At 61.7% G+C, this 25852-nt stretch carries 28 protein-coding genes and 2 tRNA genes; 11 read left to right on the top strand and 19 right to left on the bottom strand.

Features of this window, described 5'->3' with window-relative positions:
- Positions 1 to 17: 17 nt before the first annotated feature.
- The 10 genes from accD to JP75_RS15065 all read right to left on the bottom strand — a co-directional run bounded on the left by accD (position 18) and on the right by JP75_RS15065 (position 8922).
- Positions 18 to 992, bottom strand: a complete 975-nt coding sequence (accD, locus tag JP75_RS15110; protein WP_035084450.1) for an acetyl-CoA carboxylase, carboxyltransferase subunit beta — start codon at positions 990 to 992, stop codon at positions 18 to 20.
- 256 nt (positions 993 to 1248) lie between these two features.
- The gene (trpA, locus tag JP75_RS15105) at positions 1249 to 2073 is read right to left on the bottom strand and encodes a tryptophan synthase subunit alpha (RefSeq protein ID WP_035084449.1); all 825 of its coding nucleotides are present in this window, start codon (positions 2071 to 2073) and stop codon (positions 1249 to 1251) included.
- Positions 2073 to 3287, bottom strand: coding sequence for a tryptophan synthase subunit beta (gene trpB, locus JP75_RS15100; protein WP_035084448.1), 1215 nt, complete (start codon positions 3285 to 3287; stop codon positions 2073 to 2075). The genes trpA and trpB overlap by 1 nt, the downstream gene beginning before the upstream one ends.
- Before the next feature lie 44 nt (positions 3288 to 3331).
- A complete protein-coding gene (locus JP75_RS15095; RefSeq protein ID WP_035084447.1) occupies positions 3332 to 3979 on the bottom strand; it encodes a phosphoribosylanthranilate isomerase in 648 nt (215 codons plus the stop codon).
- A gap of 55 nt (positions 3980 to 4034) precedes the next feature.
- Entirely contained in the window at positions 4035 to 4397 is a 363-nt protein-coding gene (locus JP75_RS15090) for a lipopolysaccharide assembly protein LapA domain-containing protein (protein WP_035084446.1), read from the bottom strand.
- 42 nt (positions 4398 to 4439) lie between these two features.
- Positions 4440 to 4721 carry an integration host factor subunit beta gene (locus JP75_RS15085; RefSeq protein WP_035084445.1) on the bottom strand — a complete coding sequence of 94 codons (282 nt, stop codon included), beginning with the start codon at positions 4719 to 4721 and terminating at the stop codon, positions 4440 to 4442.
- 37 nt (positions 4722 to 4758) lie between these two features.
- The gene (gene sppA / locus JP75_RS15080) at positions 4759 to 5706 is read right to left on the bottom strand and encodes a signal peptide peptidase SppA (protein WP_201772945.1); all 948 of its coding nucleotides are present in this window, start codon (positions 5704 to 5706) and stop codon (positions 4759 to 4761) included.
- Between the two features lie 85 nt (positions 5707 to 5791).
- Positions 5792 to 6295 carry a GNAT family N-acetyltransferase gene (locus JP75_RS15075; protein ID WP_035084444.1) on the bottom strand — a complete coding sequence of 168 codons (504 nt, stop codon included), beginning with the start codon at positions 6293 to 6295 and terminating at the stop codon, positions 5792 to 5794.
- Positions 6296 to 6367: 72 nt separating this feature from the next.
- Positions 6368 to 8083 (bottom strand): 30S ribosomal protein S1, encoded by a 1716-nt coding sequence (rpsA, locus tag JP75_RS15070; RefSeq protein ID WP_035084443.1) that lies wholly within the window; start codon positions 8081 to 8083, stop codon positions 6368 to 6370.
- Between the two features lie 185 nt (positions 8084 to 8268).
- The gene (locus tag JP75_RS15065; RefSeq protein WP_035084547.1) at positions 8269 to 8922 is read right to left on the bottom strand and encodes a (d)CMP kinase; all 654 of its coding nucleotides are present in this window, start codon (positions 8920 to 8922) and stop codon (positions 8269 to 8271) included.
- A gap of 189 nt (positions 8923 to 9111) precedes the next feature.
- Between JP75_RS15065 and JP75_RS15060 the strand changes: the two genes are divergently transcribed.
- Both JP75_RS15060 and JP75_RS15055 read left to right on the top strand, forming a co-directional pair.
- Positions 9112 to 9516: a TIGR02300 family protein gene (locus tag JP75_RS15060; RefSeq protein WP_035084442.1), complete on the top strand. Its 405-nt coding sequence runs from the start codon at positions 9112 to 9114 to the stop codon at positions 9514 to 9516.
- 140 nt (positions 9517 to 9656) lie between these two features.
- Positions 9657 to 9732, top strand: a tRNA-Ala gene (locus JP75_RS15055).
- Positions 9733 to 9821: 89 nt separating this feature from the next.
- On the opposite strand, the gene JP75_RS15050 is transcribed toward JP75_RS15055, so the two are convergent.
- Together JP75_RS15050 and JP75_RS15045 are read right to left on the bottom strand one after the other, a co-directional pair.
- Positions 9822 to 10457, bottom strand: a complete 636-nt coding sequence (locus JP75_RS15050) for a hypothetical protein (protein WP_035084441.1) — start codon at positions 10455 to 10457, stop codon at positions 9822 to 9824.
- Complete coding sequence (locus JP75_RS15045) at positions 10406 to 11122, bottom strand: hypothetical protein (RefSeq protein ID WP_035084440.1); 717 nt, start codon at positions 11120 to 11122, stop codon at positions 10406 to 10408. The genes JP75_RS15050 and JP75_RS15045 overlap by 52 nt, the downstream gene beginning before the upstream one ends.
- Before the next feature lie 162 nt (positions 11123 to 11284).
- Here JP75_RS15045 and JP75_RS15040 point away from each other — a divergent pair, with 162 nt between their 5' ends.
- Together JP75_RS15040 and JP75_RS15035 are read left to right on the top strand one after the other, a co-directional pair.
- A complete protein-coding gene (locus JP75_RS15040) occupies positions 11285 to 13039 on the top strand; it encodes an alpha/beta hydrolase (RefSeq protein ID WP_244446325.1) in 1755 nt (584 codons plus the stop codon).
- A 79-nt stretch (positions 13040 to 13118) separates the two neighbouring features.
- On the top strand, positions 13119 to 14261 hold the full coding sequence (locus JP75_RS15035; protein ID WP_035084439.1) for a winged helix-turn-helix domain-containing protein: 1143 nt from the start codon (positions 13119 to 13121) through the stop codon (positions 14259 to 14261).
- Between the two features lie 120 nt (positions 14262 to 14381).
- On the opposite strand, the gene dmeF is transcribed toward JP75_RS15035, so the two are convergent.
- Together dmeF and JP75_RS15025 are read right to left on the bottom strand one after the other, a co-directional pair.
- On the bottom strand, positions 14382 to 15362 hold the full coding sequence (dmeF, locus tag JP75_RS15030; protein WP_035084438.1) for a CDF family Co(II)/Ni(II) efflux transporter DmeF: 981 nt from the start codon (positions 15360 to 15362) through the stop codon (positions 14382 to 14384).
- Entirely contained in the window at positions 15359 to 15637 is a 279-nt protein-coding gene (locus JP75_RS15025; RefSeq protein ID WP_035084437.1) for a metal/formaldehyde-sensitive transcriptional repressor, read from the bottom strand. The genes dmeF and JP75_RS15025 overlap by 4 nt, the downstream gene beginning before the upstream one ends.
- A 170-nt stretch (positions 15638 to 15807) precedes the next feature.
- Here JP75_RS15025 and JP75_RS15020 point away from each other — a divergent pair, with 170 nt between their 5' ends.
- Positions 15808 to 16497 carry a PadR family transcriptional regulator gene (locus tag JP75_RS15020; protein ID WP_051960745.1) on the top strand — a complete coding sequence of 230 codons (690 nt, stop codon included), beginning with the start codon at positions 15808 to 15810 and terminating at the stop codon, positions 16495 to 16497.
- Between the two features lie 100 nt (positions 16498 to 16597).
- Here JP75_RS15020 and JP75_RS15015 read toward each other — a convergent pair whose 3' ends face one another.
- On the bottom strand, positions 16598 to 17290 hold the full coding sequence (locus tag JP75_RS15015; protein ID WP_035084436.1) for a TetR/AcrR family transcriptional regulator: 693 nt from the start codon (positions 17288 to 17290) through the stop codon (positions 16598 to 16600).
- A 331-nt stretch (positions 17291 to 17621) separates the two neighbouring features.
- On the opposite strand from JP75_RS15015, the gene JP75_RS15010 reads away from it, so the two are divergent.
- The 3 genes from JP75_RS15010 (at position 17622) to JP75_RS15000 (ending at position 20921) form a co-directional block, all read left to right on the top strand.
- The gene (locus JP75_RS15010) at positions 17622 to 18773 is read left to right on the top strand and encodes a Gfo/Idh/MocA family protein (protein ID WP_035084435.1); all 1152 of its coding nucleotides are present in this window, start codon (positions 17622 to 17624) and stop codon (positions 18771 to 18773) included.
- Between the two features lie 157 nt (positions 18774 to 18930).
- The gene (locus JP75_RS15005; RefSeq protein WP_035084434.1) at positions 18931 to 20100 is read left to right on the top strand and encodes a dihydrodipicolinate synthase family protein; all 1170 of its coding nucleotides are present in this window, start codon (positions 18931 to 18933) and stop codon (positions 20098 to 20100) included.
- Entirely contained in the window at positions 20097 to 20921 is an 825-nt protein-coding gene (locus JP75_RS15000) for a sugar phosphate isomerase/epimerase family protein (protein ID WP_035084433.1), read from the top strand. The genes JP75_RS15005 and JP75_RS15000 overlap by 4 nt, the downstream gene beginning before the upstream one ends.
- A 106-nt stretch (positions 20922 to 21027) precedes the next feature.
- Here the strand turns inward: JP75_RS15000 and JP75_RS14995 are convergent, their stop codons facing one another.
- From JP75_RS14995 to JP75_RS14985, 3 genes are all read right to left on the bottom strand, one after another.
- The gene (locus tag JP75_RS14995; protein WP_035084432.1) at positions 21028 to 21408 is read right to left on the bottom strand and encodes a hypothetical protein; all 381 of its coding nucleotides are present in this window, start codon (positions 21406 to 21408) and stop codon (positions 21028 to 21030) included.
- A 250-nt stretch (positions 21409 to 21658) separates the two neighbouring features.
- Positions 21659 to 22861 carry a class I SAM-dependent RNA methyltransferase gene (locus JP75_RS14990; RefSeq protein WP_035084430.1) on the bottom strand — a complete coding sequence of 401 codons (1203 nt, stop codon included), beginning with the start codon at positions 22859 to 22861 and terminating at the stop codon, positions 21659 to 21661.
- 91 nt (positions 22862 to 22952) lie between these two features.
- A complete protein-coding gene (locus JP75_RS14985; protein ID WP_035084428.1) occupies positions 22953 to 23951 on the bottom strand; it encodes a complex I NDUFA9 subunit family protein in 999 nt (332 codons plus the stop codon).
- 143 nt (positions 23952 to 24094) lie between these two features.
- Here JP75_RS14985 and JP75_RS14980 point away from each other — a divergent pair, with 143 nt between their 5' ends.
- The 3 genes from JP75_RS14980 (at position 24095) to JP75_RS14970 (ending at position 25437) form a co-directional block, all read left to right on the top strand.
- Positions 24095 to 24457 (top strand): GFA family protein, encoded by a 363-nt coding sequence (locus tag JP75_RS14980; protein WP_035084540.1) that lies wholly within the window; start codon positions 24095 to 24097, stop codon positions 24455 to 24457.
- Between the two features lie 56 nt (positions 24458 to 24513).
- Positions 24514 to 24598: transfer RNA gene (locus JP75_RS14975), tRNA-Leu, on the top strand.
- Positions 24599 to 24705: 107 nt separating this feature from the next.
- The gene (locus tag JP75_RS14970; protein ID WP_035084426.1) at positions 24706 to 25437 is read left to right on the top strand and encodes an SDR family NAD(P)-dependent oxidoreductase; all 732 of its coding nucleotides are present in this window, start codon (positions 24706 to 24708) and stop codon (positions 25435 to 25437) included.
- On the opposite strand, the gene JP75_RS14965 is transcribed toward JP75_RS14970, so the two are convergent.
- Positions 25427 to 25843, bottom strand: coding sequence for a DUF2177 family protein (locus JP75_RS14965; protein WP_035084424.1), 417 nt, complete (start codon positions 25841 to 25843; stop codon positions 25427 to 25429). The two genes, JP75_RS14970 and JP75_RS14965, sit on opposite strands and share 11 nt — an antisense overlap.
- Positions 25844 to 25852: the final 9 nt, after the last annotated feature.

The following is a 25852-nucleotide window of genomic DNA, read 5'->3' as shown; positions in this document are numbered from 1 at the left end:
AAGTGCCGGTAAAGGCTCTATTCAGCATGTGCGGCGGCAGGCGCGAGATCGTCGTCGCCTTCCGCGGCCACGGCTGCGTCCCGCAGGCTCGACTGCGCCGCGATGGCCTTGCTGGTCGAGCCCGAAAGCTCGTCATTGGCCGGGGCGCGGGTCAGAATGCTGGCGAGCGAGCCGATGGTCGAGCGCAGGTTGTGGCGGTGGACGACCATGTCGACCATGCCGTGCTCATAGAGATATTCCGAGCGCTGGAAACCCTTGGGGAGCTTTTCGCGGATCGTCTGCTCGATGACGCGCTGGCCGGCAAAGCCGATCAGGGCACCCGGTTCGGCAATATGGACGTCACCCAGCATCGCATAGGAGGCAGTGACGCCGCCGGTGGTCGGATTGGTGATGACGACGAAGAAAGGGAGACCCGCTTCACGCAGGCGCAGCACGGCAACGGTGGTGCGCGGCATCTGCATCAGCGAAAGCACGCCTTCCTGCATGCGGGCGCCGCCGGAAGACACGAACAGCACGAAGGGCGTCTTGCGCTCGACGGCGGTTTCGAGACCGGTGATGATGCCCTGGCCGGCAGCCATGCCAAGCGAGCCGCCCATGAAATCAAAATCCTGCACCGCGACGGTGATGTCGCGCTTGTAAAGCTTGCCGGTGGCGACGATGACGCTGTCCTCGAAACCGGTCTTGGCGCGGTTTTCCTTGAGGCGGTCGGTATAGCGCTTCTGGTCGCGGAATTTTAAGGGATCGACCGGGACCGAAGCGACCGGCACGAGGTCATAGGCGCCGTCGTCGAAAAAAGTGTTCAGCCGGTCGGTCGGCTTGATCTTCATGTGGTAGCCGGAATTCGGCACGACCCACTGATTGGCTTCGAGATCGCGATAGAACACCATCTCGCCGGATTCGGGGTCTTTCACCCAAAGGTTTTCCGGCGTGTCGCGCTTGTTGGTGAGGAACGAGCGGATTTTGGGGCGGACGAAATTGTCGATCCAGTTCATGGCGCGGCCTTTCGCGGTGATCTCAAGAGCGTTTCGGCGTTTCTGAAACGCTCTGGGACGTCACCTAGACGTCAATTGTGGCAATTCTTATCAGGTGGAAAGGCCAGCGGCAAAGGCTGGCTCTGACCTATGCACAGCGCCTCAGTCCTTCGTCATTGCCGGGCTAGTCCCGGCAATCCATCTTGGGGAGGCTTGCCATCCTGTGGATGGCATGGACCACCGGGACAAGCCCGGTGGTGACGACGGGGAATGGGATCTATGCCCGCGCCCGCTTTACGCCGGCAGCGATGTCAGCGACCAGTTCGCGAACCGCCGAAACGGTCTTGTCGGTGGCCTTGCCATCGACCAGCGTCTTGGCGACGGCGTCCACCAGCACGGTGCCGACGACGATGCCATCGGCATGCTTGCCGATTTCGGCGGCGTCTTCGGCGGTCTTGATACCAAAGCCGACGGCGACGGGCAGATCGGTATGGGTCTTGATGCGGCTCACGGCCTCGCCGACGGCAGAGCGCGACTTGATGGCGGCGCCGGTAATGCCGGTCATCGACACGTAGTAGACAAAGCCCGAGGTGTTTTCGAGCACGACGGGCAGGCGCTTGTCGTCGGTGGTGGGCGTCGTCAGGCGAATGAAATTGATCCCGGCCTTGAGGGCGGGGATGCAGAGCTCATTGTCTTCCTCGGCCGGCAGGTCGACGATGATGAGGCCATCGACGCCCGCTTCCTTGGCGGTTGCGAGGAATTTGTCGACGCCAAAGCTGTAGATGGGGTTGTAGTAGCCCATCAGCACGATCGGCGTATTCTCGTCCTTGCGGCGGAATTCTTCGACCATGCCCAAAACGCCGAGGAGGGTCTGCCCGGCCTTGAGAGCGCGCTGGCCGGCCATCTGGATGACGACGCCATCGGCCATGGGGTCGGAAAAGGGCAGGCCCAGTTCGATCACATCGGCACCGGCCTGCGGCAGGGCGTTGAGAATGGCCTGGCTGGTGGCGAGGTCCGGGTCGCCGCCCATGAGATAGGTGACGAAGGCGGGGCGATTGGCGGCCTTGGCGGCGGCGAAGGCGCGGTCGATACGGGTGGTCATTATTTCAGCAGCCCCAGATATTTACCGACGCTTTCGACGTCCTTGTCGCCCCGGCCCGAAAGGCACAGCACAACGGACTGGTCTTTGCCCATTTTCGGCGCGAGCTTTATGACCTGCGCGAGGCCATGCGCGCTTTCGAGCGCGGGAATGATGCCTTCCATCTTGGTGCAGAGCTGAAAGGCCTCGAGCGCTTCATTGTCCGTGATCGGCACATAGGTGACGCGCTTGGTATCGTGGAGATAGGAGTGCTCGGGGCCGACGCCGGGATAGTCGAGGCCGGCCGAGATGGAATGGCCTTCGAGGATCTGGCCGTCCTTGTCCTGCAGCAGATAGGTACGGTTACCATGCAGTACGCCCGGGCGGCCGCCGGTCATCGAGGCAGCATGGCCGTTTTCGATGTCGATGCCGTGGCCACCGGCCTCGGCGCCATAGATCGCGACCTCAGGATCGTCCAAGAAGGCGTGAAAAGTGCCGATGGCATTGGAGCCGCCGCCGACGCAGGCGACCACGGCATCCGGCAGCTTGCCTTCGAGCTCGCGGAACTGCTCTTTCAATTCGGTGCCGATAACCGACTGAAAATCCCGAACCATTTCCGGATAGGGATGCGGGCCGGCCGCGGTGCCGATCAGGTAGTACGTGTTTTCGACATTGGTGACCCAGTCGCGCAGCGCCTCGTTCATGGCGTCTTTCAGCGTACCGGCACCGGCGGTCACGGGACGCACTTCGGCGCCCAGCATCTTCATGCGCAGGACGTTGGGCATCTGTCGCTCGACGTCGGTGGCACCCATGAAGATGGTGCAGGGCAGGTCGAATTTTGCGCAGACCGTTGCCGTCGCCACGCCGTGCTGGCCAGCGCCGGTTTCGGCGATGATGCGGGTCTTGCCCATGCGCTTGGCGAGAAGAATCTGGCCCAGGCAATTGTTGATCTTGTGCGAGCCGGTATGGTTCAACTCTTCGCGCTTGAACCAGACTTTTGCCCCGCCCAGATGCTTGCTGAGACGCTCGGCATAATAGAGCGGGCTCGGGCGGCCGGTATAGTGGGTGGCAAGGTCCTTGATCTGGGCCTGGTATTCCGGGTCGACCTTGGCGGCCCGATATTCCTTTTCGAGATCGAGGATCAGCGGCATCAGGGTTTCGGCGACGAAACGTCCGCCATAGAGCCCGAAACGGCCATGCTCGTCCGGGCCATTGCGCAGGGAATTGGTGCCGTCCATTAGAGTTCCTCTCGGCGCTGCCGAGATGACCCGGCAAACGATCCCTATACGGCCGCGCGGGCGTTGCGGATGAACGCTTCGATCAGCCTCTTGTCCTTTTCGCCGGGTGCCCGCTCGACGCCCGAAGACACGTCTATGCCAAAGGGCGAAACGGTTCTTATGGCCTCGGCGACATTGTCCGGCGTCAGGCCACCGGAAAGCATGAAGGGCACGGACGGGTCAAGCGCATTGAGGAGCGACCAGTCAAAACTTTCGCCCAATCCGCCCGGCCGGTCGGCGCCCTTGGGCGGCTTGGCATCGAGCAGGATACGGTCGGCGACCTCGACAAAACCGGCAACCTGCGCGACGTCCTCGGCCGAACCGATGGGCAGGGCCTTCATGATTTCGACGCCGGCCTCGGCGCGAATGGCTTCGACGCGATGCGGGGTTTCCGGACCATGGAGCTGGATCCAGTCCGGGCCGAGCGCCGCGACCTCGGCAACCGAGCTATTGTCGGGATTGACCAGCACCACGCAGCTTTCGACCTGCCCCCGCGCCGCCGAGATCAATTCGGCGAGCATTTCGATGGGAACATGGCGGGGTGAGCGGGCAAAATGCATGAAGCCGATCATGTCGGCACCGGCGGCAATAGCCGCGTCGAGCATGGCAAAAGTCTTGATGCCGCAGATTTTGATGATCAGGGGGTCGGCCATCGCGTGGTCGGAACTCGGCTCTCGGAGCTAGGATGAGTGGGGCAAGAACATGCGATCACCGCAGGTCCAATATTTCGTCGACTTCGGAAAGGGCATTGCCGCCGCCCTGTCCCTGGCGCCGGCGCTGGGCTTCCAGCTCGGAATTCAGCGCCTGCGCTTCGCGACGCCACTGGCGCTCGCGCTTGCGGTGCTGGCCTTGCGCAAACCAGGTCGCGGTGCCGCCGAGCAGAACCCCGACCAGCAGCACGATGTAGAGAATGACGAAGAGCGGAATGCCATAGCCGGCTGCATCGGCCGAAGCCGGAGCGCCGAAGGGATTGAGGTTGATGGCGACCAGTTGCCGGTTGGCGAGGGCAAAGGCGACCAATACCGCGCAAAGCGGTACCAGAACGAGCCAACCAACGATCTTGCTGACCATACAGTCTTCCGAGCTATCTAGTGGTCCAGAAGCGTCTCGCGACTATTCGCGATTGAGACGCTCGCGGATTTCCTTGCCGGCCTTGAACTGCGGCACGTATTTTTCCTCGACATCGACCTGTTCGCCGGTGCGGGGATTGCGCCCGACGCGAGCCGGACGGTTTTTCACGGAAAAGGCGCCAAAACCGCGCAATTCGACGCGGTCACCGCGCGCCATGGCATCCCCGATCTGGTCGAGAATGGCATTGACGATATTTTCGATGTCGCGCTGGAACAGATGTGGATTCTCTGCGGCGAGCTTCTCGACAAGTTCAGACTTGATCATGGAAGGCTCCGGTCTCCAAGACGCTCATCCCCTTGCCTCAGGGGTTCGTTCCAACCTGCCAAAGCGAAACCAAACCGTCAAGCATCACAGGACCTTCCGCAGGAAGTCCCAATGCCGCGCGGGCCGAGCCGCCGAGCAATTGCCCGACCCAGCCAAAACCCTCGTCTGGTAGCGGCCAGGCGGAAATGACGGGGAGATCTTCGGTGACGCCCTTCTCGCTTTCGAGCCAGGCGATCGCTTCGGTTTCCCCGCCCAAGGCGTCGATGAGCTGGTTTTCAAGCGCGACGCGGCCGGTGACGATACGGCCATCGGCCAGCGCGAGCGCCGCGGGACGGGGGATATTGCGGCGTTCCGCCACGATATCGACGAACCAGACAAAGCTGTCTTCGACAAGGGCGGCGAGCGAAGCGCGCGGCGCGCCATCGAGCGGCTCGTTGAAATCGGGTTCTGCCTTGAGCGGACCGGAGGCGACCTTGTCGAGGTCGATGCCGATGGTATCGAGCAGTTTTCCGGCATTAACATGCTGGTAGAGCACACCGATCGAGCCGACGATCGAAAGGCGCCGGGCAAAAATGTGATCGGTGCCGATGGCGGTCATATAGGCAGCAGAGGCGCCAAGCTCGCTGATGACCGACACGGTCGGCTTTTCGGCGCTGAGCCGGCGGAGGGATTCGTAGAGCTCCTCGCCGCCTGCCGTGGTGCCGCCAGGCGAATTGATGGCGACGATCACGGCTTTCACCTTGTCGTCCTCGATCAGCCGCGAAAAGGCTTTTTGCCGGGCGGCATTGGTCGAGATGGTGCCGTCGATGGTGATGCGGGCAATGACGTCGCCGCCCGCGTTTCCCGAGAGAGCAAAACGCCCGAACAGCGCCAAAATGACGGCCGCCGCGCAGACCAGGGCAAAGATGCGCCAGCGGCCGCGCGAGCGCCGAAAACTGTCGGCGGCCAGTGCTTCGTGCGCTTCGGAAGATGGGATCTGGGTCACGGCATAGTCCTGCAGAAGATGCTGCGACCATACACGCATCAGGCAAAACGGCCAGATGGTTTGGGCCGACTGCGGCGTTCTGCGCCTAGAGCATTTTTACCATGTAGCGCGCGGCATCTTCATAGGCGGCAAGCTTTTCGGTCAGTTCCGGGCGGTCTTCGGCGACAAACCCCTGCTTTTCCCAGAAAGGCACCGAGCCGTTGACGGCAACAAGGCTCATGGTGGGAAAACCCATGGCCTTCGCATGCTTGGTAAGCGCATCAACGATCTGGCCGGCAGCGCCAACGCCACGTGTCACGGGCAACAAAGCAAGGTCGTGAATGTAAAAAGTGTCCGGCTGATCGGGCAGCGCGCCGATCAGCGCGTTGAGCGCCGGTAGCGAGCCGCGCGTCCAGGGATGGCTCAGCACATAGCCGGCCGGCTTTTCGGCGACTTCGAGCAGGTAGCAGCCATTGCGATAAAGCGCGTGCTTTTCGGCCAGCACTTCGTCGGCCTCGAAGAAGCCCGGATGCACTTTTGCAGCAATGCTCGAGACGGCGTTGAGGTCATAGCCACTCATGGCGCGCCAGGTGACATCCCTGAAAAGCATGAAATCGATCCCCAAACAAAACGACCCGCGCTGATAGAGCGCGGGCCGAAAGATTGCAAATAAGCCTAGCGCTTACTTTTCGTCGCGGCCCTTGAGGGCGGCGCCGAGGATGTCGCCGAGCGAAGCGCCCGAATCCGACGAACCGAAGTTCGCAACGGCTTCACGTTCTTCGGCGATTTCGAGCGCCTTGATCGAGAGCTGGATGCGGCCGGTCTTGCGGTCGTACTGGGTGACGCGAGCGTCGACCTTTTCGCCCTTGGAGAAACGTTCCGGGCGCTGGTCGTTGCGGTCGCGGCTGAGGTCGGCGCGGCGGATGAAGGCCGTCACTTCGCTGTCAGCGATGCGGACTTCGATGCCGCCTTCGTTGACTTCGATGACTTCCGTCGTGACCACGGCGTTCTTGCGCAGACCGCCGGCTTCGCCGCCAGCAGCAGCGGAGGTTTCTGCCAGGTCGTCAGCAGCGAGCTGCTTTATACCGAGCGAGATACGTTCCTTCTCGACGTCGACGTCGAGAACCTTGGCCTTGACGATGTCGCCACGGTTGTAGTCGTCGAGAGCGACTTCACCGGACTTCTGCCAGTCGAGATCGGAGAGGTGAACCATGCCGTCCACATCGCCTTCGAGGCCGATGAACAGGCCGAATTCGGTCTTGTTCTTGACTTCGCCTTCGATGGTCGAGCCAACCGGGTTCTTCTCGGCAAAAGCTTCCCACGGGTTCTGCAGGGTCTGCTTGAGACCGAGCGAAATGCGGCGCTTGTCCGGATCGACTTCGAGCACGACGACGTCGACTTCCTGCGAGGTCGAGACGATCTTGCCCGGGTGGACGTTCTTCTTGGTCCAGCTCATTTCCGAGACGTGGATCAGGCCTTCAATGCCCGGTTCCAGTTCGACGAATGCGCCGTAGTCGGTGATGTTGGTCACGCGGCCAGAGAATTTTGCACCGATCGGGTACTTGGCTTCGATGCCTTCCCAGGGATCAGCCTGGAGCTGCTTCATGCCGAGCGAGATACGGTGGCTCTCGTGGTTGATGCGAACGATCTGGACCTTGATGGTCTCGCCGATCGTGAGCACTTCCGACGGGTGGTTGACGCGACGCCATGCGATGTCGGTGACGTGCAGCAGGCCGTCGATGCCGCCGAGATCAACGAACGCACCATAGTCGGTGATGTTCTTGACCACGCCGTCGACAACCTGGCCCTCTTCGAGCTGCTGTACGATTTCCGAACGCTGTTCGGCGCGCGATTCTTCAAGGATGGCGCGACGCGAAACGACGATATTGCCGCGACGCTTGTCCATCTTGAGGATCTGGAACGGCTGCGGCACGTTCATGAGCGGAGCGATATCGCGGATCGGACGGATGTCGACCTGCGAACGCGGCAGGAAGGCCACGGCACCTTCGAGGTCGACGGTGAAACCACCCTTGACCTGGTTGAAGATGGTACCTTCAACGCGCTCATTGGCGTTGTACTTCTCTTCGAGCTTGACCCAGCTCTCTTCGCGGCGAGCCTTCTCGCGCGACAGAACGGCTTCGCCCATGGCGTTTTCGACGCGGTCGACATAGACCTCGACGTCCGAGCCGATGGTGATGGTGCCATCGCGGCCGGCAGCGCCGAATTCCTTCAGCGGGACGCGGCCTTCGGTCTTGAGACCGACGTCGATGATGGCCAGGTCCTTTTCGATGGCGACGACTTTGCCACGAACAACGGTGCCTTCAGCGGCATCGTTGTCGACAAAGGAGTCGAGCAGCATCGATTCGAAATCTTCTTTAGTCACAGTTTGCTGTGCCAAATTTTTTCTCCGTTGCACCGGTCGTTGAGGGGTTGCTGATCCCATCGAGAATTCGGGTCCGCTTCGGCACAAGTGCCAAAGCCGGCGCACGGAGCACCGCTTCTCTGATAGGACGATTTGTTTAGTCTGTTTCCGGGCCACACGCTTTGGATGACTGTCGGAGCCCAAAAGCCTCAAGGAGGAAATTAGGAGAACTGACGTTCCCCTGCCTTGAGCGCCATGGCCTCATCGACAATCGCGATGGCAGCGCGGAGTGCGGCCTCTATACTCAGTTGTGTCGTATCGAGCAAGTGTGCGTCGTCGGACTTGTAGAAGCCGCCATTGGGATTGAGCATGTCGCGGGCGTCCCGCTCTTCTATCTGGTGATAGAGGGCATAGCGATCAACCACCTGTCCCTTCGATTCAAACTGACGGGCCCGGCGCTCCATGCGCGCCTTGCTGTCGGCCTGGATGAAAAGTTTCACATCGGCATCGGGGCAGATTTTCGTGCCGATGTCGCGACCGTCGAGCACCGCACCACCCCTTTGGGTGGCAAAATTACGTTGGAAGTCGAACAGCGCTTTCCGCACATCGGCGATTACAGCGACTTTTGAGGCCAGCGTGCCGGCCCTGGCACTGGTGAGCGTGTCGAGATCGACAAGGTGCGCAGCATCAAGCTTTCGCGCGGCTTTTACCGCTTCCGCTTCAAATTCGGCTTTGTCTTCAAAGGCTTCCACGGCCACCCCGACAGCGCGATAGAGCAGACCCGTATCGAGATGGGGCAGACCGTAGTGTCGCGCCAGACCCTGGGCCAGGGTGCCCTTGCCCGAAGCGGCCGGTCCGTCGACGGCGATGATCATGACCTTTACCCCGGCGCTTGGCATATCATCGACCGCCTTAGCATGGCTTTGGCCGATGGAGCCACCCTTGCTTCTCCCGCATTTAGGATTTGACACAACCCGGCTTTGCACCTAACCGGACTGGCCGAATATCAGGCGCGGCCGCGGCGGCCAGCCACAGGCATTTTCCCCTATCGACGAGGCATGTAAATGGCCAACGAACGCGGCACGAAACGTACCGATCCCGATACCGGCAAGAAGTTCTACGATCTGAACATGGATCCGATCGTCTCGCCCTATACCGGCAAGTCCTATCCCCGCTCCTATTTCGACACCCTCGCCGTCGGCAAGGCGTCGACCGCATCGCGCAAGATCGACGATGAGGATGAGGTCGAGGAAGAAGAAGAGGCCGAGGACACCAACGCTCCCGAAATCGTCAGCCTCGAGGATGCCGATGCCGAAGAGAGCGGCGGCGACGAGGAAATCCCTGATGTCGACGATGTCGAAGTCGACGAAGAACTGGGCGACGATGAAGAAGACGTGTTCCTCGAAGAGGAAGACGACGACGCCGATGACGGCCTCGGTTTTGACGTCGGCGACGACGAAGACCGCTGATTTCATTTGATTTTTTCCACCGGGGAGGGTTTTCCCCGGTGGATGAAAAAAGTGTCATTTAGGCACTTGCGTTGTCCGGAATCATCCTCTAGGTTCCGCCTCGCTTCAGCAGGGCACTGCCCCTGAAGTACCCACGGAATGGGGCCATAGCTCAGCTGGGAGAGCGCTTGCATGGCATGCAAGAGGTCAGCGGTTCGATCCCGCTTGGCTCCACCATTTCCTCCGAAATCGTTGGCAGACTGGTAGCATCGAGCGCGGTTTTCGCGCGAATGCGTTGTGGTTCGGTTGTGCCCTGGCGCTGCCTTTCAGCAGCAAACGATTCCTTGCCCCACCCGGCCGAAAGCGGCAGCCACCCCATAGAGGCCGGCGAAGGCTTGGGCGACTTCGGAATCGACCGACTGAAGTTTCCGTCCGGCCAGGCTCATGGCCGCTTCGAACTGGTGCGGGTCGGCGCGATAGTAGACGCCCGCCGTGTTTGCGAGGGCCAGCATGGCGTTTGCCGCCTGTTCCTCCCATCGCCCGTCCGCTGCCATGACCAGGTCGCGGGGGATCATGGGGATCGGGAAGGGCTTTATCGTCTCTCCGTGCACTTCGTTGGAGAGATAAGGATAGTAGCTGGGCCTATATCCCGCGGAGCACGCGATGAGGGAAAAGAGCGCCTGCTCGCCATCGATGTTGAGGATGAAGCTGCCGTCGACGATCTCATCCCTGTCGAAGGGTTCGGCCCCGACAAAAGCCTCGCACTCGCCCTCCCGCATGGTCGTTGCGTGTGGTGGGGCGGCCATGGCGCTGCCGCTCTCGAGAAAATCGCCCCCTACGGCGTCGGCGAGCTTGCCGAGTCTGCCAAACCGTTCCGAATTCTGAGCAAAGGCGTATCCCGCCAGCGCACCTATACCGAGGCACGCGAGCGATACTGAAACCAGGCCAATCCAAGCGCGCATAACAGCACTCCCCATATCAGGAAAATAGAATGCCACCGGCTGGCATCAGCGCCGGACAGCGGCTTGACGGGCGGTGGCGGCAAGGCATCGACGACGAGTTCGGACGTCATTGTCCCTGGGCGGCAATTGACGGCAACCGCCTCGGGAAACGCGAAGTTCCGGATGATGATGCCGGGATTGCTGGTGCCAAGCCCTGCTGGAATCCAATCCGCGCCGGCCCGGCCCGCCAGATCGCCGACGAGACAGCCACCGTTAGGCGGAAGGGAAACGCTCACCTGCTCGGCCCCGGCAAGGGAGGCATATATGATCGCCTTGTCGCCGGCCGCATCCCGAGGCTGCCAATATTGGATGGCGCTGAGGTCGAAGACGACGCGCACCAGCACAATCAGAGCAGCGGTGGCAAGGATGATCGCCCCACGGCTCAGCCACGCTTTGCGTCTGAGGGCGGCCTTTTGTTGTGCGTTTGGAAAGCCGGTCCTCGTTGCGCACAACCGACCGAGAAAATGCGATGCGGCCAACAGGCTAAAAGTTGCACCGGCCAGCATCAGCCCGACGCGCAGATAAAGGTCCAACTGCCAGAGGGTTTGCACGGACGCCATGGTTCCGCCCAGGATCGGCACCCAGACGGCCCATGCGTTCAGAACTGCAGCTATGACGCCCTTCATGGTCGCCCTCCCAAAAAGGCACCATCGACCGCAAGAGCCTATGGCAGGGCGGGTCCGTCCGCCAGCCGGATTCATCCCGATTGCGCCAATGCATGATGGCTCGGTTGTGTCATGGGGCCAGTTTTCTATACTGGTCGGCAAGAACCAGTCGGGGACGCCCCCTTGTCGTCCAGTATCAGTCCGCATTCGTCCGAAACCGAGCCCCATTGGCGTCGCCTTGTGCGCTTTGCAGGCCGGCGGCTTGATACGCTCTCGGCCGGCGGCTGGCTTTTTGGGCTGCTCTTTGCCGCCCTGTCGCTGACGCCCTCGCTCATTCCGCGCAATGTGGTCGTGCAGGGCATTCTCTGCGGCTGCGCTTTTGCCGCCGGCTATGGCATTGGGGTTTTTCTCGAGTGGCTGTGGAATTTCCTGGAGCTGCGCTGGCCCAATAGGCGGATCGCGCGTTGGACCGGGCGGATTTGCGCCGGGGCCTGCCTCGTGCTCACCATTGCCTTTCTCTGGTTCTGGACCGGCTGGCAAAACTCCATCCGCGCCGGCATGGGCGAAGCCCCGCTCGAAGCGACGCAGCCCTTGCTGGTGGCGCTGATTGCGCTGGTGCCGGCGGCGCTGCTGGTGGGCATTGGCACGCTGATCGTCCATGGCGTGCGCCTCGTGGCGCGCTGGCTTGGCCGATTGATTCCACCGCGCGTGGCGCTGGTGGGGGCGATGATTTTGGTGGGCCTCGCGACGGCAACCGTGGGCGATGGCGTCATTGCGCGGGGGCTGTTTCTGGCGGCGGACCGTTTTTATGGCAATTTCGACCGGCTGGTGGGCATATCCGATCCGCCGCCGACCGATCCCCTCCATTCGGGCAGTCCGCAATCCCTCGTCAGGTGGGACACGATCGGCATCGATGCCCGCGTCTATGTCGAGACGGGCCCGACGGCGGAGGAAATTGCCGAATTCATTGGAAAACCGGCGGAGACGCCGCTGCGCGTTTATGTGGGGCTGCGCTCGGCCGAAACGCCCGAGGAGCGCGCGGCATTGGCGATCAGGGAAATGGACCGGGTTGGTGCCTTCGATCGCGCGGTGCTGGTGCTGATCATGCCGGTGGGAACCGGCTGGGTCGAACCGGCGGCGGTGGATACGCTCGAAATTCTTCATGGCGGGGATGTGGCCAGCGTTGCTGTGCAGTATTCCTATCTCACGAGCTGGCTGTCGCTGGTCTCCGAGCCCGATATCGGGGTGGAAACGGCGCGGGCGCTGTTCAACGCCGTCTATGAGCGCTGGACCCACATGCCGCACGACCGGCGGCCAAAGCTTTATCTCCATGGCCTGAGCCTGGGCGCCTATAGTTCGGCGGCCTCGGCGCAGCTCTATGACATTTTGGGCGATCCCTTTGATGGCGCGCTCTGGGTCGGGCCGCCCTTTGCCAGCGCGGCCTGGCGCACCACCACGGCCAATCGCGATCCCGGTTCGCCCTTCTGGCGGCCGCGTATCGGGCAGGAAACGACGGTGCGCTTCGCCAATACGGGCGATGATCTCGACAACGCGGAAGTGTGGGGGCCGCTGCGCATCGTCTATCTGCAATATCCTTCGGACCCGATCGTCTTTTTTGATTGGGCGCTGCCCTATCGCGAGCCGGCCTGGCTCAGCGGCGAGCGGGCGCCTTCGGTCTCGCCATTGCTCAACTGGTATCCGGTCGTCACCTTCCTGCAACTCGCGCTCGACATGGCGCTGGCCCAGACCGCGCCCATCGGCTTCGGACATGTCTATGCGCCACAGGACTATTTTGATGGCTGGGTGGCGGTCACCGATCCCAAGGGTTTTTCGCCGGCGGAACTTGAGGCCCTTGAGGCAAAGCTGACCCGGCACGGGCCGCGGGCCCTGATTGAAGGCGGCTGGTTCCGGCACAACCAGCCAGTCGTTGCCAATTAGCCTCCTGCCATAATCGGGTTTGACGCTGGCTATCCTTCTGGCATCTCTTCGATTCCGTGCCGAACAAGGACTTTGCGACTTGGCGAGAAAACCCATCACAATCCCAACCGAAAAGGCGCGAAAAATCTGGCTCAGGGCGCAGCGGCTCGACGAGGAGGCGCCATTCGGTTCCGGTCCCGAGGCTTCCGCGGCGGCGATCGCGCATCTGGGCTATGTGCAGATCGATACGATCAACGTGATCGAGCGCTGCCACCATCACATTCTTTTTTCCCGTATTCCCGATTATCGGCGGACTGATCTGGCGCATTTGCAGAGCGTCGATAGATCGATCCTCGAATATTGGACGCATGCGCTGAGCTATGTGCCGACGGCAGACCTGCGCTTTTTTCTGCCGGCCATGAAGGCATATCGCGAGAATCCCAGCGCCTGGTTCGGTACCGTTTCAAAGGCGGAGGTCAGCGCCATGAAGAAGCGGTTGCGCGAGGGTGGACCATTGTCCATCCGCGATATCGACGATGATGAACTGGTCGAAAAGGACCATCCCTGGGCGAGCAGAAAACCCTCAAAACGGGTGCTGCAACTGATGTTCTATCAGGGCCATGTCGCGATTTCGGCGCGCGAGGGCATGCTGAAAACCTATGACCTGATCGAGCGGCATTTTGGCTGGGAGAGCAGTCCAAAGCCGGCGACGGAGCGGCAGATCACCGCCTATCTGCTGGACCGGGCGCTGAGGAGCCAGGGGATCGTGAGCCTCGATTCTATCTGCCACCTCAATGCACCGGCGAAGAAAGCGGTGCGTGAGCTGATCGAGGCGCGGGTGAAGCGGCGGGACCTGGTGCCGGTGACCATCGAGGGCGCCGAAAAGGTGCCGCATTGGGCCGAACCGGCGGTGCTGGAGGCGCCGACGGCGCTGTCAGGCCGCGTGCATGTGCTTTCGCCCTTCGATCCGCTTGTCATCCAGCGCAAGCGGCTAAAAATTTTCTTTGGCTATGACCACTTGTTCGAAGCTTACTTGCCGGCGGCCAAGCGGGTTTATGGCTATTTCGCGCTGCCGGTGTTTTTGGGCGACCGGGTTGTGGCCGCATTGGATTTGAAGACCGACCGCGCGGCGGGAAAACTGCTGGTGCAGAAGTGGACCTGGCTCGAAGAGATCGGGGCCGAGGAGAAGGCGGCGGTGGACGCTGAACTCGGGCGGTTCGAGCGGTTTCAACTGGGGGCGTAGGTTCTCGCCCAGCGCCGCTCGTCACCCTCGGGCTTGACCCGAGAGCGCTTTACGTTGCGATGCGAGGCCGAAGTGCAGGGCCCTCGGGTCAAGCCCGAGGGTGACGGCTTATGTGAGCGACTAAGTCGCCGCCGCCTGAACTTCCAGCGTCAGGTGCGAAATTTCGTGCACGTGGGCGAGGCGTTCGCGATAGACCGAAAGTGGCTTTGGGGCGTTGGTGGCGATGGATACTATGGCGCCATAGTGGCCGGGGCCGAGGTGCCAGACGTGGAGGTCGGCGATCTTGTCGCCTGATGCTTCGACCGCCTCGCGGATTTCCGTGCCGATCGCTTCGCCTTCGCGGGAATAGTCGACAAGCACGCTGCCGCTGTCGCGGATGAGGCCCCAGGACCAGCGGGCGATGACGAGGGCGCCGACAATGCCCATGGCAGGGTCCATCCAGATCCAGCCATAGAGACTGCCCAGAACCAGCGCGACCATGGCGAGGAGCGAGGTCAGCGCATCGGCGAGCACGTGGAAATAGGCTGCGCGCAGATTGTTGTCGCGGGCGCCGCCGTGATGGTCGTGGTCGCCGTGGTGATGATCATGCCCGTGGTCGTGATCATGGTGGGGATCGTGATGGTGACCATGATGATGGCCGTGATCGTCATGGAGGAGGAAGGCCGAGACGAGGTTTACCGAGAGGCCGATCACGGCGACGACGATAGCCTGGGTGAAATTGATCTCGACCGGTGCGGAGAGCCGCAAAAAGCTCTCCCAGGCGATGAGGAGGGCAATCATCACCAGGATCATGGCGCTGGCAAAGCCGGCGAGGTCGCCCAGCTTGCCTGTGCCGAAGGTAAAGCGCGGGTTCTTGGCGTGGCGGCGCGCATAGCGATAGGCGAGGGCCGCGATCAGCATGGCGCCGGCATGGGTCGACATGTGCCAGCCATCGGCCACCAGCGCCATGGAGCCAAAGATCGAGCCGGCGACGATCTCAATCACCATCATCGAGGCCGTCAGCGCAATGACCAGCCAGGTGCGGCGCTCGTTGCGGGCGTGATTGGCGCCGAGGAAGACGTGATCGTGCGGGCTGGCGAATTGAGCTGAGGCTTCGGTCATTTCAGATAGGTCCTGATGACATCGATGAGTTCGGCGGCGCCTTCGGCCCGATGCGGATCACTATCCGTATCGGGATCGGCGACGTGGTGGCGGATGTGATCCTCGATCAGTTCCACGGTGAGCCCGTTTACGGCCCCGCGTACGGAGGCGACGAGGTTGAGGATATCGGCGCAATCGGCCTCGGCTTCGAGCGCGCGTTCGACTGCTTCCAACTGGCCTTTGAGGCGTCGGACGCGGGCGAGGATTTTGGGTTTTTGGGCGATGGTGTGTGACATAGTATAGGGGGGTACCCTATATTTTTGTTGGCCACAAGGGTTGGTTGGGCGGGGGCGGAATCTCGGACCGTTGCCGATCACATTACGATTCTTTCATAAGATATATCTTGAAAGCGGATTGGGCCGTTCCAACCTCATTGCTCAGGAACAAAACATATCGGAGACACATCATGTCTTACTGGCGCAATGGCGAACCCAATTGGCGGCGTTTTGAGCAGATGGCTCGTCGCGGCTGGGGCAAATTCCAGAATTTCAGCGAGGAAGACCTCGGCAATATCGGCGGCAATTTTCGCGTTGGCCGCATGCTCGCTTCGGGCGATGTGCGCCTTGTGGCGCTCTATCTCATCGAGCAGCAGCCCCGGCATGGCTATGATCTGATCAAGGCCATCGAGGAGCGGTCCAATGGCGTCTATTCGCCGAGCCCCGGCATCGTCTATCCGGCGCTGACCTATCTCGAGGAAGCGGGCTATGTCACTTCGTCGGCCGAGGGCAACAAGAAGCTCTATACGATCACCGAGGAAGGCCGGGCGCATCTGAATGAAAACCGCGAGGCCGTGGCTTCGACGCTGGATTTCCTGGCCCGGACTGGCGAGCAGTTCAATCGTTTCCGCGAATTTGTGCGGGCCGATTGGCCTTTTGGTGGGCGTGCGGAAGACGGCAATGAGCCGCCACATCGCGGGGGTGAGGATCGGCCGCTGCATGATGCGGTGCCGGAGCTGGATCAGGCGCGAAAAGCTCTGAAGGGAGCGATCCGCAAGGCGCGGCATGGCTCGGAAGAGCATCAGCGCCGGGCAGCGGAAATCCTGCGACGCGCCGCCGCGGAAGTGGATGCGCTGGGCGAGGATGACGTGGATCTATAGCGACCACACCACCGGCCGTCATTTTCGGGCTTGACCCGAGGAGACTGAACTGACGGAAAGTGCAGAGCCCTCGGGTCAAGCCCGAGGGTGACGGCTGCGGTTAGGCCCCCGGCTTGGTCTTTAGATAATCCAGCACCATCTGCACGGCGTGGGCCTCGCGCTCCTGCACCATGGCGACGCTACTGAGATCGCGCTCGAAGATCACCGAGAGCGTCGCAGTGTTCGACACGTAGAAGAACCCGAGCGCGGCGACGGAAATGTAGAGCTGCACCGGGTCGACATCGCGCCTAAAGGTGTTCGCCTCGCTGCCCCTGGCGATGATTTCGGCGATCTGGCCGACGAGCGGGGAATGCAGTGCCTTGATGTCGGGCAGGGTTTTGAGGAAGCGCGCGTTCTCGATGTTTTCCGTGCCGAGGAGGCGCGGGAACCAGGGATTGGCGAGAAAATGCCGGAAGGTGAAGCGCACCAGCCGGTCCATGGCCTGGATCGGATCGTATTGATCGAGCGACAGCGCCCGTTCGCCCTTGCGGATCTCCTGATAGGCATCGAGCAGCACGGCCCGGTAGAGATCTTCCTTGTTGCCAAAATAATGGTAGAGCAGCCGCTTATTGGCGCCGGCGCGCTCGGCAATGGCGTCGACGCGCGCGCCCTCAAAACCGCGATCGGCAAATTCGACGCGGGCGGCCGACAGAATTGAAGCCTTGGTTTTCGCCGAATTGCGCGTGCGCTTGGCGGCCGGCTCCGGCTTGCTGCGGGGCGGCTCGGCCGCGGCGCTTGAACTTGTGTCTGACACGTCTTGGTACCGCCGGATTTTTACGGGGCGCGGGAAGTCGGGTTGGCCAATAGCAGCCGCATTCCAGGCGGTAAAGCAGCGCCATGGCGGCGCCGGCAGGCAAAGCCTTGCCCCATGGCTCGATCCCTCCCCGCTTCTCCCGCTGCCGCTTTGGGCCATTGACCGGAGTCTGGGACGCACCCCGCCCCCTGTCAAGTACAAGTAACCGGACGGTGCTATACCGAGAGTCTCATTCATTGCATTTTTGCGGCACGATCCGGCTTGACGCTGCCGGGAGTGGGCGATATGCAAGTAACCAATCAGTTACACCGCAAAGCGGCCGGAGGAGCATATGGCGGAACAGCGTATCGGCATCATCATGCATGGCGTCACGGGACGCATGGGCTATAACCAGCATCTGGTGCGGTCCATTCTGGCGATCCGGGATCAGGGCGGCATCGCGCTTGCCAATGGCGATCGTCTCGTCGTCGACCCGATCATCGTCGGCCGCGACCGCGACAAGATCGAGCGCTTGGCCAAGAAGCACAATATTGCGCGCTGGGGCACGGACCTCGATGCGGCTTTGGCCAATCCCGATGACACGATCTTCTTCGATGCCGGCACGACGCTGATGCGCGCTGGGCTGCTCGAAAAGGCCCTCGCTGCCGGCAAGCACGTCTATTGTGAAAAGCCGACTTCGGATGATCTAGAAGTTGCCGTGAACCTCGCAAAGACCGCCCGCGCTTCTGGTTTGAAACATGGCGTGGTGCAGGACAAGCTGTTCCTGCCCGGCCTGATGAAGATCAAGATGCTGCGCGATAGTGGCTTCTTCGGCGACATTCTCTCGGTGCGCGGCGAATTCGGTTATTGGGTCTTTGAAGGCGATTGGCAGAAGGCGCAGCGGCCGAGCTGGAACTATCGCAAGAACGATGGCGGCGGCATCATCCTCGATATGCTCTGCCACTGGCGCTATGTGCTCGATAATCTCTTCGGCGAAGTGAAGGCCGTCTCCTGCCTCGGCGCGACGCATATCCCGGAACGCGTCGACGAAAACGGCAAGCGCTTCAAGGCCGATACCGACGATGCGGCCTATGCGACCTTCGAACTCGAAGGCGGTGTGGTGGCTCAGATCAATTCGAGCTGGACGACCCGCGTCCGCCGCGACGATCTCGTGACTTTCCACGTCGATGGTACCCATGGCTCGGCCGTGGCGGGGCTGCACAAATGCTGGACCCAGCATCGCGTCAATACGCCAAAGCCGGTCTGGAACCCGGACCAGCCGCAGACCATGAACTTCTTCAACGACTGGGAAGAGGTTCCGGACAATTGGCCGGCCGATAACGGTTTCAAGGTGCAGTGGGAAATGTTCCTTCGCCACGTGGCCGAAGATGCGCCATGGCCCTATGGCCTTGAAGCCGGCGCCAAGGGCGTGCAACTGGCCGAACTCGGTTTGAAGAGCTGGGCCGAGCGCCGCTGGCTCGACGTCCCGAAGCTGGAGTTTTGAGATAGGCAAGGCCCCCTCACCCGGCCCCGAGAGGGGCCGACCTCTCCCCCAGAGGGAGAGGTGACGCAAGACGAGTCACCGTGCCCTCTTCCACCTCTCCCTTTGGGGGAGAGGTCGGCGCGAAGCGCCGGGTGAGGGGGCCTTCTTGGAGGCAAAAATGCCGACCATCAACCTGCCCAATCCCGACCGCTCCATCAGTCCCTATACGCTGACCGGCGATCCCATCCCCTTCGTCAAATTCAAGGCGACGGACTTTCCGCGCATCGCCTATTCGGCCGCCCATGTCGTCGCCGATCCGCTGGCATCAAACGATCCCTGGCTGACCCCGGCGATCGATTGGGACACGACGCTCAAATTCCGCCATCGCATGTGGGATCTCGGCCTTGGCGTTGCCGAAGCCATGGATACCGCCCAGCGCGGCATGGGGCTGACCTGGACCGAGGCCAAGGAACTTATTCGTCGCGCCCAGGCGGAAGCGCGGACGCGCGATGACGCGCTTATCGCCTATGGCGCCGGCACCGATCACCTGGCGCCCGGCCCCGATGTCACCATCGACGACATTCTGCGCGCTTATGACGAGCAGGTTGGGTTTGTGGAAGCCGAGGGCGGCCGCGTCATCCTGATGGCGAGCCGCGCGCTTGCTGCGGCGGCCAAGTCGCCGGACGATTATGCCCGCGTCTATGGCCATGTGCTCTCCAATGTAAAACAGCCGGTGATCATGCATTGGCTCGGGGAAATGTTCGACCCGGCGCTGCAGGGCTATTGGGGCAATATCGACCACGACGCGGCAATGGACGTTTGCCTCGATGTCATCGCCGCCAATGCGGACAAGGTGGACGGCATCAAAATCTCGCTGCTGTCCGCGGAAAAAGAGATCGCCATGCGCCGCCGCCTGCCGGCAGGCGTGAAAATGTACACGGGCGACGATTTCAACTATGCCGAACTGATCGCCGGCGACGATCTGGGTTTTTCCCACGCCCTGCTCGGCATTTTTGATGCCATTGCGCCGGCCGCCTCGGCGGGCCTGGCCGCGCTTGGGCGTGGCAATAGCAATGAGTTCTTCGATATCCTGGAACCCACTGTGCCGCTGAGCCGCCATATCTTTGCGGCCCCGACCCGGTTCTATAAGACCGGCGTCGTTTTCCTCGCCTATCTCAACGGGTTGCAGGATCACTTCCAGATGATCGGCGGCCAGCAGTCGACCCGCTCGGTCCAGCATCTCGCCGAGCTTTTCCGCTTGGCCGACAAGGCTCGCGTGCTGGCTGATCCGGAGCTGGCGACGGCACGGATGAAGGCTGTTCTGCAGGTGAACGGAGTCTCGGCATGACCGAAAGAAAGATTTCGCTCAATCTTGCGACGACGCGTCAGGTCTGGGGCTTTGCCGAGGCCGTGGACGGGTGTCTGCGTGCCGGGATTACGGCTATCTCGCCCTGGCGCGACCAGGTCGCGGCCATCGGCCTTGATGAGGCGGCGCGCATCGTCAAAACAAACAAGCTGCAGGTAACGGGCGTTTGCCGCGGCGGCATGTTTCCGGCGGAAACGGCCGAGGGTCGTCAAAAGCAGATCGACGACAATCTGCGCGCTATCGACGAGGCGGCGGCGCTCAATGCCGATTGCCTGGTGCTCGTCGTCGGCGGCCTGCCGGGCTCGTCCAAGGACCTGCCGGGCGCGCGGAAAATGGTGAGCGACGGCATCGCCGCCATGCTGCCCCATGCCAAGGCCTCGGGCGTGAAAATCGCCATCGAACCGCTGCATCCGATGTATGCGGCTGACCGGGCCTGCGTGAACACCTTGGATCAGGCGCTCGATATCTGCGAAATGCTGGGCGAAACCGTTGGGGTCGCCATTGACGTCTATCATGTCTGGTGGGACCCGAACCTGGCGCAGGCCATTGCCCGGGCCGGGCGGATGAAGCGCATCTTTGCGCACCATATCTGCGATTGGCTGGTGCCGACCAAGGATATGCTGCTCGATCGCGGCATGATGGGCGATGGGGTCATCGACCTGCCCGCGATCCGGAAAATGATCGAGGACGCCGGCTTTTTTGGGCCCCAGGAAGTGGAAATTTTCAGCCAGGACAATTGGTGGAAGCGACCCGGCGACAAAGTGCTTGCCGTGATCAAGGAGCGGGTGGCGACGGTCTGCTGAGGTTAGGCGAAAATACAAAAGGCCGCGCATCGGGAGGGCTCCGATGCACGGCCTTTTGCTCCTCCCATGGGGAGCGAGATCGCTAAAGCGCGATGCGCTTAGGCCTTTAGACTCGGTTGAACGTCAGCGTCTGGCAGAAGATGCCGGCGCGGCAGCCGGTGATCTTGATGGTATCCGGGGAAACCTGCTTCACGGTGGCGGCGGCCTTGGCGCCGTCATAGACCACGGTGCCCTTCCATTCATTGGAGGCGACCTGCTGGGCCGAGACGACCTGCTTGTTGACATAGGCGAGGTTGTCGGGGGTACGCGACTTGCCCTGAATATCTTTCAGGACGCCGCAAAGGTCGGTGCCGTCGCCGCAGAGCGAGAATTCGAAGGACGTGCCGTAATTATCCACCCAGGCGCCATTCGGGTTCACGTTCTGAGCGGCGGCCGGAAGGGCGAAAAAGGCGAGGGCAATGGGAAGGGCGAGTGCGTAACGAAGCATTGGTTCTCTCCTGAAGGGCGTCCCCGCTGCAGCGCAAAGCCGCGCCAGAAGCACCCTTCTTGACATGTTTGTGTAGTGGTCCAACGCCGAAGCCGGCCGAAGGTTTCATGGTGAATAGAACCATAAAAATCGGCCAAACTAAGATTTTGTAAAATTTTCAGATTTCCCAGAGATTTCAGGGAGATTACTGGTCTGCATAAAATGCATGCCAGCCTCTTCGCCTTAGTCTGGCCCCAGATATTGCCCCGAATTAAGCAACCTGGCGGCGGAAGGTCGCGGCTATTTCGATATGGGTCGACCAGGTGAACTGATCGACCGCCACGAGGTCGGAAAGCACGAAACCGGCTTTCACCAGAATAGCCGCATCGCGGGCGAAGCTTTTGGCGTCGCAGGCGATCATCACCACGTGTTTCAGCTTTGAAGCAGCGATTTCCTTCACCTGCGCTTCGGCGCCGGCGCGGGGCGGATCGAGCACGACGGCGTCGTAATTGAGCTCGAAACGGGTCAGGGGCTCGCGAAAAAGGTCGCGCGTTTTGGCGGTGACCGCCTTGAGACCCCTGGCATAGCGGACCGCCTTGTCGAGCGCGGCGACGGCCGGCTTGTCGCTATCGGCGGCAAAGACGGTGGATTTTTCGGCCAGCCGCAGGGCGAAAGGGCCGACGCCGCAGAAGAGATCGGCGACCGACTTTGCCTTGCCCACGGCACTGGTCACGTAGTCCGCGAGAACCTGCTCGGCTTCGCTGGTGGCCTGCAGAAAGCTGCTGACGGGGAGTTCTACATCGCCCCTGCCCATGGTGATCCTCGGCATCTGCGAGAGGAACAGCATTTCGCCATTGAAGGCGAGGCGGGCGAGGTGGAAGCGATTGCCCAAGGCGATCAGCCGGTCGCCTTTTAGGCCTTTGACGGCGCTTCTGACGGAAACGTCGAGGCCGGTATTGGTGGCCGTGAAACTGACGTCAGAGGGGCCGATCATGGCGCCGATGGCGCGGGCAATGTCGGGCGCGGGTTTGAGGGCCGGTACGAGAATGGGGCAGGCGTCGAGATCGAGGAGATCGTGGCTGCGCAGCCGCATATAGCCGGCCGCGTCTTTTCGCGCATGGAGCGTCGCCCGGCGTCGCCCGGCCCCGCCGGCATCGACGAATTTTTGCACCTTGGCGTCGATCCCGGCCTGCATCAGCGGGGTTTCAACGAGGCCGATCTTGAAGGCCCGATAGGCCTCGGGCGCCATATGCTGGAGCTGGCAGCCGCCGCAGGCGCCATAATGGGGGCAGAAGGGGGCTTGGCGGTCGGCAGACGGGGTGAGGACATCGACCAGCGTGCCGCGCTCGCCCTCGCGCGTGAGGCTGATGTCTTCTCCCGGCAGGGCGAAAGGCACAAAAATACGTTCGCCATCAATATGGGCGACGCCCTCGCCCTTGTGGCCGAGGTATTCGATTTTTATGTTCAGGGTCATGACAGTCCGGGGCTTGCTGCCCCGGAATTACAGCATGTCTCCCGAAAGTGCCTAGCGGTTTCGGGAAGAAGACATGCTCAAAACAATTCTGTTAGCGGCTATTTGCCAATGAAACGTCACCGGTCTTGGGACGATCGAACTGGCCGTGCTTGCTGAAGCGCCAGAGATATTGCGGCAGGATCGTATCCATCGAGGTCGGCGTGAGGCCGAAGGCGGCAAGGGTGCGCTTGTCCTTGATGGCCGCATCGGAGACGACATTGTCGACGCCGAGCAGCTCGATCTGGTCTGCGGTCACCAGCGGAGCGACGGGCAAGATAGCGAAGGGCAGCGCGAAGAGCTTGGCAATGCCCGAGGGCAGCGCCACGAGCGGACGCTTGCGGCCGGTTTCGCGCAGTACGCGGGCGAGAAGGTCCTTCTGCGTCTCGATGGTGGGGCCACCGAGTTCATAGATTTTTCCGGTCTTCACCTTGCCTTCGGCGGCAGCCACGATGGCCTCGGCGACGTCGCCGACATGCACCGGCTGGAAGCGTGAAGCGCCCGAAATCACCGGCATGACCGGCAGGCCGCGGGCCAGGGAGCCCATCTTGTTGAAGAACCCGTCGCCATGGCCGAACATCAGCGAGGGACGCAGAATGACGGCCTGCGGATAGGCTGCCAACACGGCCTCTTCGCCGGCAAGCTTGCTTGCCGCATACTCGCTGACTTCGGCCGCCACATCGGCGCCGAGGGCGGAAAGATGGACCAGAGCCAAGGCGCCTGATGCCTTGGCGGCGCGGGCGACGGTGGCGGCGCCTTCGACATTGACGGCGGCAAAAGTCTGCTTGCCGCTTTCATAGCCGAGACCGACGAGATTGATGACGACATCGGCGCCGGCAACGGCGCGCTGCACCGAGGCTTCGTTGCGGATATTGGCCTGGATCGGGACGATCTGGCCGACGCCGCCGAGCATTTTCGCGTCCCCGGCGAGATCGGGGCGGCGTACGGCGAGGCGCACGCGATAACCGGCGCGGGCCAGAACCTGGGCCAGATGGGTGCCGACAAATCCCGAACCGCCAAAGACAGTGACGAGTTTGGGAGAGAAGCGATCCATTTTGGACTCCGGCAAGGCGTTTGGGCACAAAGTTTGGAATGCTTCTATCCCAGCCAAGCCGCCGATGTCGAGGAAATCGTGATAGTGCGGCGCTTGACTCGCGACAGAATATGTTCTTCTTTTGTTCCAAGAAGGAGAATATCATGCCCCAAAAACAGGATTATGAAGGCCAGTGCCATTGCGGCGCCGTGCGCTTTTCGGCCCATACCGATCTTTCGGGTCTGGGCGATTGCAACTGTTCGCGCTGCCGGCGGCTGGGCTGGATCATGCAGTCCATGCCGGAGGCCGATTTCACCCTGCTTTCGGGCGCGGATAATCTGACGACCTATCACTTCAACAGCGAAATGATCGACCATCTCTTCTGCAAGACCTGCGGAATCGAGTCCTTTGCCCGGAGTTCGGACGGCAAGGGCAATGTCATGTACATGATCAATGTCAACTGCCTCGAAAACCCGCCCAAGGTCGATCGAGAGGCGATAAAGCATTGGGATGGGGCAAACTTCTAAAAACCGTCACAAGCCCGTTGACTTTGAATTGGCTGGGCCCTAGTTACACGCCCGTCGCCCAGATGGCGGAATTGGTAGACGCGCACGGTTCAGGTCCGTGTGCCGCAAGGCGTGAAGGTTCGAGTCCTTTTCTGGGCACCAATTTCTCGATGCGAAAAGCCCCGTGACCTCCTGGTCCGGGGCTTTCGTGTTTTTGGCGCATCCAAATGCGTCTTTGCCTCGTATCTCCTTCACACAAGGAGAATTCCATGGCGGCGACGGGCGAGAAAATCTGGATCATCGGCGGTAGCAGCGGCATCGGGACGGCGTTGGCGAAAGCCTATGCGCAAAAGGGGGCGCGAATCGTCGTTTCCGGCCGCAAGCAGGATGCACTCGATGCGGTGGTATCAGAACTTGGCAGCGGGCATGCCGGGGCAGTGGCCGACGTGGTCGATCCCGTTTCGCTCGAAAGGGCGGCAGCGGCGCATGGACCGTTCGATCGGGTTATCGTTACGGCGGCGATCTATGATCCGGGTCCGGTGCTGAAGGCCGACCAGCAAAAGGCCGAGGCCATCTTTGCCGCCAATTTGACGGGGACATTCAACGTCGCCCGTTGTGCAGCAAAACATCTGCGAAAAGGCGGGCAATTGGTGCTGTTCGGTTCGGCGGCAGCGCTCTTTGGCCTGCCGCAAGGGCAGGTCTATTCGGCAACCAAAGCCGGTATCGTCAATCTGGCGCAGAGCCTGCGGGTGGAATTTTGGCCCGAGGTCGATGTGCGGCTGGTGACGCCGGGCTTTGTACGCACGCGGCTGACCGACCAGAACGATTTCGATATGCCGGCTTTGCTGGAGCCCGAGGATGCGGCGAAAAGGATCCTGCGCGGGCTCGACGGGAAAGGTTTTGAAATTGCCTTTCCGCGCCGGCTGATCTGGCCGCTGCGGCTGCTCGGTATCCTGCCCTATGCGCTGTCGCTGCCGATCGCGGCCAAACTCAAGCGGTGAGGCGGGCGGCCCAATAGCCGGCAAGAGCCGCAAGGCCGCTGAGGAAGCCGCCCCAACAGAGGTCGATGGCGCTCACCTTCCAGGACCAGTCTTTCAACGTTGCGAGATTGGTCATGTCATAGGTGCCATAGGCGATGAGGCCGAGCGCCACGCCGGCAATGACGGCCCAGAGCCAGGATTGGGCCGAAACGGCCGGGACCACGGCAAAGCCGACAATGCCGGCGACATAGAAGAGATAAAAGGCGCCGGCCGCCATGAAATTGGGGCGCTCGAGCAGCAGAGTACCGATTTCGGCGCGGTAAAAGCCGATGGCGATGACCGAGAGCCAGAGGAAATCGAGGGCGAAGAAAACAGCGGCAGCGCCGGCATAGGCGGCGAGGAGCGTCACGAGCGAAATGCCGGCCATGGTCTTCTC

The organism is Devosia riboflavina, from assembly GCF_000743575.1.
In the GTDB taxonomy this organism is placed as follows: Bacteria; Pseudomonadota; Alphaproteobacteria; order Rhizobiales; family Devosiaceae; genus Devosia; species Devosia riboflavina.
Note: the sequence above shows the minus strand (reverse complement) of the source record. Positions and strands in the feature narration are given on the sequence as shown.